This window comes from Allobosea sp. P1_A7, from assembly GCF_056406775.1.
Genome location: NZ_JBFTZN010000279.1, coordinates 1 through 7,573, shown reverse-complemented (window position 1 = coordinate 7,573; position 7,573 = coordinate 1). Strand labels below are relative to the sequence as shown.

The window sequence follows — 7,573 nt, the reverse complement described above, 5'->3', positions numbered from 1 at the left end:
ACCTTGATCTCGGAGGCTGGGACCTTCCAGGACTGCGCTGCGGCCTGGACCAGCATGGCACGGGCCGTKGCTCCAGCCTTGCGCATCTGTTCCCAGCTATTGGCGATCGCGGTCGAGCCGCCGGTTCCCTGCACGCCGAATGCGAGATTGGCATAGAGCTTGACGTCGGCCGGCGCATGCTCGCTGCGCATCTGGCCCCAGTCTGCGTCCATCTCCTCGGCGACGAGCGTCGCAAGCCCGGTGAATGGCCCCTGGCCGAACTCGATATGCTTGATCAGCACCGTGACGGTGCTGTCAGGCGCGACGCGGACGAAGGCATTGGGTGCGAAGGTGGCGTTTCCGCCCGGGCGAAACGCAGCGCCTGCCCCGGACTGGGCACGGGCCACTTGCGGGAGATGCAGCCCGATGACGAGGGCGCCAGCTCCCTTCAGCAGCGAGCGGCGGGAGAGGTTCTGATCGTGAACGGTCATGGCTCAGCCCTCCAGCGTGCGGGCAGCATCATGGATCGCGGCGCGGATGCGGACATAGGTTGCGCAACGGCAAAGATTGCCGTTCATCGCGAGATCGATGTCGCGATCGCTCGGCTTCTTGTTTTCCGTGAGCAGCGCAACCGCGCTCATCACCTGGCCCGACTGGCAGTAGCCGCATTGCGGTACGTCGCGTGCCGTCCAGGCGGCCTGAACGGCATCGGCTTCCTTGCCCGAAATCGCCTCGATCGTGGTGATCTCGGCATCGCCCACCGCCGAGACCGGCGTGACGCAGGAGCGCAGCGGCTTGCCGTCCATGAAGACCGTGCAGGCGCCGCATTGCGCGACACCACAGCCGAACTTGGTGCCGGTCAGGCCGAAATTGTCGCGGATCGCCCAAAGCAGGGGCGTATCGTCGTCGACATCGACGCTGTGCGTCCTGCCGTTGACTTTGAGTGAGACCATGGCTGCCTCCGGATCGCTGGACATGACACAGCGCGGCACCATGGTGCGGATCGAGAGGCTCGCTCTCGACGGCCCGATCTGACATATCAGAAGCGGGCGGGTGATCCGTCGTCTTGGGTCGCGCGACTAGACGAATTAGACCGTTTGAGTCTAATTGGAATAGTCGCGCTCAGTTTGGATCTTGTCAAGACTGCAATGTCCGACAGAAGCGAGAGTTCCGGCGTGGCCGCCGATGATGCCACCGGTCGCATCGATCAGATCGCCGATGCGGCCCTGCGCCTGTTTGCCCGCTACGGCTACAAACGCACCTCGATGGACGACATCGCCAAGGAAGCCGGGCTGGCCAAGGCGACGCTCTACCTCCATTTCAAGGGCAAGGATGATGTGTTCCGGGCCATGCTCGCGCTGCTCGGCAGGCGTGTCGAAGCACGTTGCCATGAAGTCCTGATCAGCCAGGCCCCCTTCCCGGAACGCCTCACGGCACTGTTGAGAGCTCATTTCGCCACGGCCTTCGAGAGCCTCGGCACGGGTGAACACCTGGTCGAGTTGAAGGCCGTCATCGCCAGCATTGCCGGGCAGGAGCTGCTTGTCTTCGAAGACATCTTCGCCAGGCATGCGCGCAACCTCATCGAGGAGGCGCAAGCGAAGGGCGAGATCTCGCTGAAACGCACGGGCCTTAGCCCCACGATGCTGATCAACACGCTGATGCAGGCGGCCGCCGGTGCCAAGCTCGGCCCCCTGCCCTCCTGCGCGGACTACCAGCAGCGGCTCGACGCGATCGCATCGGTCACGGCTGCTGCCGTCCTGCCGACCGGCTAGTATGACAGGGCCGGCATCGGCTCTAAGCCTTTCGTCTAAACCGCCATTCCTGGGCAGATGCACATGGATTCATGCGCACGGGCGTGGCGTTGACAGGCGCGCTGCGCGCGGTGCAGCATGACTGCAAGGGGAAACGAACAATCCAAGAATCATTGAGGTGGCGACCATGTGTGCGTGGTATGTCTGAGGATATTATTCTCTCCACCTCGGGGCTAACCAAAGAATTCGCGGGATTCACCGCGGTCAATGGCGTCGACCTCAAGGTCAGGCGCGGCAGCATTCATGCGCTCATCGGCCCAAATGGTGCCGGCAAAACGACATGTTTCAATCTGCTGACCAAGTTTCTTGCGCCAACCAAGGGTTCGATCGTCTATAACGGCCAGGACATCACGCGCCAGAAGCCAGCCGAGATCGCCCGGCTCGGGCTGGTCCGGTCCTTTCAGATTTCGGCGGTTTTCCCGCAACTGAGCGTGATGAAGAACGTCCGGATCGCGCTGCAGCGCAAGCGTGGCGACTCCTTCGATTTCTGGCGGTCCGAGGATGTGCTGAAATCGCTCGATGCCGAGGCGCTGCGCCTCGTCGAGGCCGTCGGCCTCTCGACCTTTGCGGACCTGCCGGCGGGAGAACTCTCCTACGGTCGCAAGCGCGCGCTTGAAATCGCGACCACGCTGGCGCTCGATCCGGAGATGCTGCTGCTCGACGAACCGATGGCCGGAATGGGCCGTGAGGATGTCGAACGCATCGCGGCGCTGATCCGGAAAATCTCGGCCAACCGCACCATCCTGATGGTCGAGCACAACCTCTCGGTCGTCGCCTCACTCTCCGACCGCATCACCGTGCTGGCGCGTGGGCAGGTGCTTGCCGAAGGCGACTACGCCACGGTCTCGAAGGATCCGCGCGTGGTCGAAGCCTATATCGGATCGGGAGTCGGCCATGCTCACTGAGGCGACCGGGGCCGCAGCGCCTGCGAGCGCTGTCAAACCGCTGCTCGCGGTCCGCGGGCTCGAGGCCTGGTATGGCGAGTCGCATGTGCTGCATGGCATCGATTTCGACGTCGCGCCGGGCGAAGTGGTGACCTTGCTCGGCCGTAACGGCGCCGGCAAGACCACGACGTTGAAGTCGATCATCGGCATCATGGGCAAGCGCAAGGGCTCGATTTCGTTCGACGGTACCGAGACGATCAACCTGCCCTCGCGCACCATCGCCCGGCTCGGCATCGGCTTCGTTCCGGAAGAACGCGGCATCTATTCGAGCCTGAATGTCGAGGAGAACCTTCTGCTGCCGCCGCAGGTGAAGCCGGGCGGATTCAGCCTCGACCAGATCTTCGAGCTCTTTCCCAATCTGAAGGAGCGGCTGAAGAGCCAGGGCACCAAGCTGTCGGGCGGAGAGCAGCAGATGCTGGCGATCGGGCGCATCCTGCGCACGGGCGCGAATCTCCTGCTGCTCGACGAGCCGACCGAGGGGCTGGCCCCCGTGATTATCGACCAGATCGGCCGCACCATCGCGAAACTGAAACACGATGGCTTCACCATCATCCTGGTCGAGCAGAATTTCCGCTTCGCCGCAACGGTGGCCGACAGGCACTATGTCGTCGAGCAGGGCAAGGTGGTCGACATGATTCCGAACGAGGCGCTTGAGCGAAACATCGACAAGCTCCACGGTTATCTCGGGGTTTGAACAATCGCGTCGAGAACGACGTCATTTCAGGGAGGGACGGCATGAAACTCAAGACATTGCTGCTGGGCAGCGTATTTGGCGCGCTGCTGGTGAGCCCGGCGCTGGCGCAGCAGATTTCCGTCAAGGCCGGTGTGCTCAACGACCGTTCCGGCCTCTATGCAGACCTCTCCGGCGAAGGCTCGGTGGTTGCGGCCCGCATGGCCGTCGAGGATTTCAAGGCCGCCGAGAAGGGCATCAAGGTCGAGATCATCTCCGCCGACCACCAGAACAAGCCCGATGTCGGCTCGACCATCGCCCGGCAATGGTACGATCAGGACGGCGTCGACATCATCCTTGACGTGCCAACCTCATCGGTGGCGCTGGCCGTCAACCAGATCACCAAGGAAAAGAACAAGATCCATATCAACTCGGGCGCAGCGRCCTCAGACCTCACCGGCAAGGCCTGTTCTCCGAACACGATCCACTGGACCTATGACACCTATGCCCTCGCCCAGGGCACGGGCGGCGCCATGGTGAAGGCCGGCGGCGACAGCTGGTTCTTCCTGACCGCCGACTATGCCTTCGGTCACGCTCTGGAGCGCGACACTGCCGCGATCGTCACCAAGAACGGCGGCAAGGTGCTGGGGGCCGTACGCACGCCCTTCCCGGGCACCGATTTCTCGTCGTTCCTGCTCCAGGCTCAGGCTTCCAAAGCCAAGGTCATCGGCCTCGCCAATGCCGGCGGCGACACGATCAACTCGATCAAGCAGGCGGGCGAGTTCGGCATCGTTGCAGGCGGGCAGAAGCTCGCGGGGCTGCTCGTCTTCCTCACCGACGTGCACGCGCTCGGCCTGCAGACGGCGCAAGGCCTGGTCCTGACGGAAGCCTTCTACTGGGACACGAACGACCAGACCCGTGCCTGGTCGGAGCGCTTTGCGAAGGCCCATGGCGGCAAGAAGCCAACCATGGTCCAGGCCGGCGTCTATTCCGGCATGCTCCACTATCTCAAGGCCGTGGAGGCTGCGAAGAGCAAGGATACCGCGGCCGTGATGGCCAAGATGAAGGAATTGCCGACCGACGATCCGCTCTTCGGCAAGGGGTCGGTCCGCGTCGACGGCCGCAAGATGCACGACATGTACCTTTTCGAGGTCAAGAAGCCGTCCGAGTCCAAGGCACCATGGGATTACTACAAGCAGATCGCGGTTCTGCCGGCAGAACAGGCCTTCAAGCCGCTCAGCGAGAGCGAGTGCCCGCTCGTCAAGAAGTGAACGAGGCTTCGTCCGCGCTTGCTTGGTTCCTGCGTCATCCCGGGCGATCCTAGGGAGACCCGGGATCCACATGCTCCGGCACATCTCCCGGGTCGGGTCTTCGGCCGGCCCGGGATGATGGCAGCAGGAGATGGCGTATCCGTACGTCGGTCCTTGGCAGCATTTTCAGGATGAGTTGAGCAAGGCATGTTCGAGCTTCTCGGAATCCCACCACAAGCGCTGTTCGGCCAGGTCCTGCTTGGCCTGATCAACGGCTCGTTCTATGCCATCCTCAGCCTCGGGCTGGCGGTGATCTTCGGGCTGCTCAACATCATCAACTTCACCCATGGCGCGCAGTATATGATGGGCGCCTTCGTGGCCTGGATGTGCCTGAACTATCTCGGCATCAACTACTGGGCCRCATTGCTGCTGGCACCGCTGATCGTCGGGATCGTGGGCGTCCTGATCGAGCGGTTCCTGATCTCGCGGCTGGCCCATCTCGACCATCTCTACGGGCTGCTGCTGACCTTCGGCCTCGCACTGATCATCCAGGGCCTGTTCCGCAACAATTACGGCTCGTCGGGCCTGCCCTATCAGATCCCGCCGCAGCTGGCGGGCGGGCATAATCTCGGCTTCATGTTCCTGCCGAACTACCGCGCCTGGGTCGTCATCGCGTCGCTCGTCATCTGCCTGGCGACCTGGTTCGTGATCGAGAAGACGAGGCTCGGCGCCTATCTTCGCGCCGCCACCGAGAACCCGACGCTGACACAGGCCTTCGGTATCAATGTGCCGCTGCTGGTGACCCTGACCTACGGCTTCGGCGTCGCTCTGGCGGCGTTCGCCGGCGTGCTCGCGGCGCCGATCTACTCGGTCAATCCAAACATGGGGGCCGACCTGATCATCGTCGTCTTCGCCGTCGTCGTGATCGGCGGCATGGGCTCGATCATGGGCGCGATCGTCACCGGGTTCGGCCTCGGCCTGATCGAAGGCGTGACCAAGGTTTTCTATCCCGAAGCGTCCGCGACCGTGATCTTCATCATCATGGTCCTGGTGTTGCTGGTGAAACCAGCCGGGTTGTTCGGGCGGCCCGCGTGATGGCACCGTCCCGCATGATTGGAAGGAGCTGACCATGGCCGACGCGCTTTCCGCCGACGTTCCCGCGGGCGGCCTCGCAGTCGCCGAGACCACGAAGGGAACCGAGCGCCTGCATCGGGCGATCTTCATCGGGCTCGCGGTCCTGGTCGCCGTCGCGCCTTCCTCGCCTATCCCGTCTTCGTGATGAAGGTGATGTGCTTTGCGTTGTTCGCGCTCGCCTTCAACCTTCTGCTTGGCTATGGCGGTCTGCTCTCCTTCGGCCATGCGGCCTATTTCGGCATGGCAAGCTATGTCAGCGCCTATACGGCCAAGAACTGGGGCTTGACGCCCGAGCTCGCGATCCTGTCCGGGACGCTGATCGCCGGTATGCTTGGCGCCGTCTTCGGCTCGCTCGCGATCCGCCGGCAAGGCATCTACTTCGCCATGATCACGCTGGCACTGGCGCAGATGGTGTTCTTCTTCTCGCTGCAGACACCGCGCTTCACGGGCGGCGAGGACGGCATCCAGTCAGTGCCGCGCGGCAAGCTCTTCGGCCTGATCAGCCTCGCCGACGACCGGGCGCTGTATTACGTGGTCGCAGTCATCTTCATGGCCGGGCTGCTGCTGATCTACCGCATCATCCATTCGCCCTTCGGCCAGGTCTGCAAGGCGATCCGGGACAACGAGCCGCGCGCGATCTCGCTCGGCTACCGCGCCAATCGCTACAAGCTCGCGGTCTTCGTCCTTTCGGCTGCGCTGGCGGGGCTGGCGGGCGCGACCAAGGCCATCGTCTTCCAGCTCGCCTCACTCACCGACGTGCACTGGTCAATGTCCGGCGAGGTCGTGCTGATGACGCTGGTCGGCGGTCTCGGAACCGTGTTCGGGCCGATCGTCGGTGCGCTCGTCATCGTCTCGATGCAGAATTATCTCGCCAGCCTTGGCGCCTGGGTCACGGTCGTGCAGGGCGTGATCTTCGTGATCTGCGTGATGCTGTTCCGCGAGGGCATCGTCGGCGTGATCTCGAGGGCCATCAAGCGACCGCTCTGACGTCAGCGCGGCCGCATCAGGAAATCAGCGACGGCTGCCCGGTCGGCCTCGCGGGCGAGCCCGGGCGCGCTCATCCAGCTGCCTTTGAACATGGCCTCGGGATCGGCGAGATAGGCTTTCAGCCGCTCCGCGTCCCAACTGAGGCCCTGCGCGCCGGCCGCTTTCAGCGCCGGCGAGTAATCGAAACCTGTGGCCGTGCCGATGCGGCGGCCGGACAGGCCGGCGAGATGCGGACCCGCCATGCCCGGCTTGGCCGGGTCGAGGCTGTGGCAGGCCTGGCAGGTCGCGAACAGACGCTCGCCCGCCCCGCTCTCCTGGGCTGCGCCAGGCTGCGCGGCAAACAGAACCGCCGTGATCGCAGATGCGACAGGCGCGCTCCTCACGCCTGCTTCACCGTCTGGATCCGAACAAGTCGGTCATTGCCGCTCTCGCCGCCCCAGGCCTCGCCGGAACGCCCGTCCATCTGGCGGACATTGGCGCCGGGCTTGTCGCTCGGGAGACTGCTGAAGGCTTCGGTGACGGGATCGAAATGGACGATGGCATTGGCCGAAAAGTCCGTCAGCCAGACTTTGTCCGCATCATCGACATAGACCGAATAGGTGCGCGGTTTGTCACCCGGCAATTTCCATGTCTTCCAGCTGTTGCTGAGCGTGTCATAGGCCGAGACATTGCCGGAATTCCATTCGCTGACCCAGATGCGATTCTTCGAATCCGACCAGACCCGCCGCGCGCCCTGACCAGGCGTCGGTGGTTCGACCACCGTGATCTCGAAGGTGCCGGGATTGATCTGGGCAATAT

Annotated in this window: 9 protein-coding genes and 1 pseudogene; 6 read left to right on the top strand and 4 right to left on the bottom strand. The window is 63.6% G+C overall.

Annotation, left to right across the window (positions count from 1 at the left end; translation table 11 throughout):
- Together AC1D34_RS30955 and AC1D34_RS30950 are read right to left on the bottom strand one after the other, a co-directional pair.
- Positions 1 to 470 (bottom strand): molybdopterin cofactor-binding domain-containing protein (locus tag AC1D34_RS30955; protein ID WP_476826289.1); only part of this gene is annotated, 470 nt, incomplete at its 3' end.
- A gap of 3 nt (positions 471 to 473) precedes the next feature.
- Positions 474 to 932 (bottom strand): (2Fe-2S)-binding protein, encoded by a 459-nt coding sequence (locus AC1D34_RS30950; RefSeq protein WP_476826288.1) that lies wholly within the window; start codon positions 930 to 932, stop codon positions 474 to 476.
- Positions 933 to 1,127: 195 nt separating this feature from the next.
- On the opposite strand from AC1D34_RS30950, the gene AC1D34_RS30945 reads away from it, so the two are divergent.
- The 6 genes and pseudogenes from AC1D34_RS30945 to AC1D34_RS30920 all read left to right on the top strand — a co-directional run bounded on the left by AC1D34_RS30945 (position 1,128) and on the right by AC1D34_RS30920 (position 6,775).
- Positions 1,128 to 1,751, top strand: a complete 624-nt coding sequence (locus AC1D34_RS30945) for a TetR/AcrR family transcriptional regulator (protein WP_476826287.1) — start codon at positions 1,128 to 1,130, stop codon at positions 1,749 to 1,751.
- Positions 1,752 to 1,930: 179 nt separating this feature from the next.
- Positions 1,931 to 2,695, top strand: coding sequence for an ABC transporter ATP-binding protein (locus AC1D34_RS30940; RefSeq protein WP_441507489.1), 765 nt, complete (start codon positions 1,931 to 1,933; stop codon positions 2,693 to 2,695).
- Entirely contained in the window at positions 2,685 to 3,428 is a 744-nt protein-coding gene (locus tag AC1D34_RS30935) for an ABC transporter ATP-binding protein (protein ID WP_441507488.1), read from the top strand. The genes AC1D34_RS30940 and AC1D34_RS30935 overlap by 11 nt, the downstream gene beginning before the upstream one ends.
- A gap of 41 nt (positions 3,429 to 3,469) precedes the next feature.
- A complete protein-coding gene (locus AC1D34_RS30930) occupies positions 3,470 to 4,675 on the top strand; it encodes an ABC transporter substrate-binding protein (protein ID WP_476826286.1) in 1,206 nt (401 codons plus the stop codon).
- Positions 4,676 to 4,861: 186 nt separating this feature from the next.
- Complete coding sequence (locus tag AC1D34_RS30925) at positions 4,862 to 5,749, top strand: branched-chain amino acid ABC transporter permease (protein ID WP_476826285.1); 888 nt, start codon at positions 4,862 to 4,864, stop codon at positions 5,747 to 5,749.
- A 34-nt stretch (positions 5,750 to 5,783) separates the two neighbouring features.
- A pseudogene (locus tag AC1D34_RS30920) lies at positions 5,784 to 6,775 on the top strand (branched-chain amino acid ABC transporter permease).
- A 2-nt stretch (positions 6,776 to 6,777) separates the two neighbouring features.
- On the opposite strand, the gene AC1D34_RS30915 reads toward AC1D34_RS30920, so the two are convergent.
- Positions 6,778 to 7,158: a c-type cytochrome gene (locus AC1D34_RS30915; protein ID WP_441507486.1), complete on the bottom strand. Its 381-nt coding sequence runs from the start codon at positions 7,156 to 7,158 to the stop codon at positions 6,778 to 6,780.
- Positions 7,155 to 7,573, bottom strand: a 419-nt coding sequence (locus tag AC1D34_RS30910) for a Vgb family protein (protein WP_476826284.1), incomplete at its 5' end; no start/stop codon positions are given. The genes AC1D34_RS30915 and AC1D34_RS30910, both read right to left, overlap by 4 nt.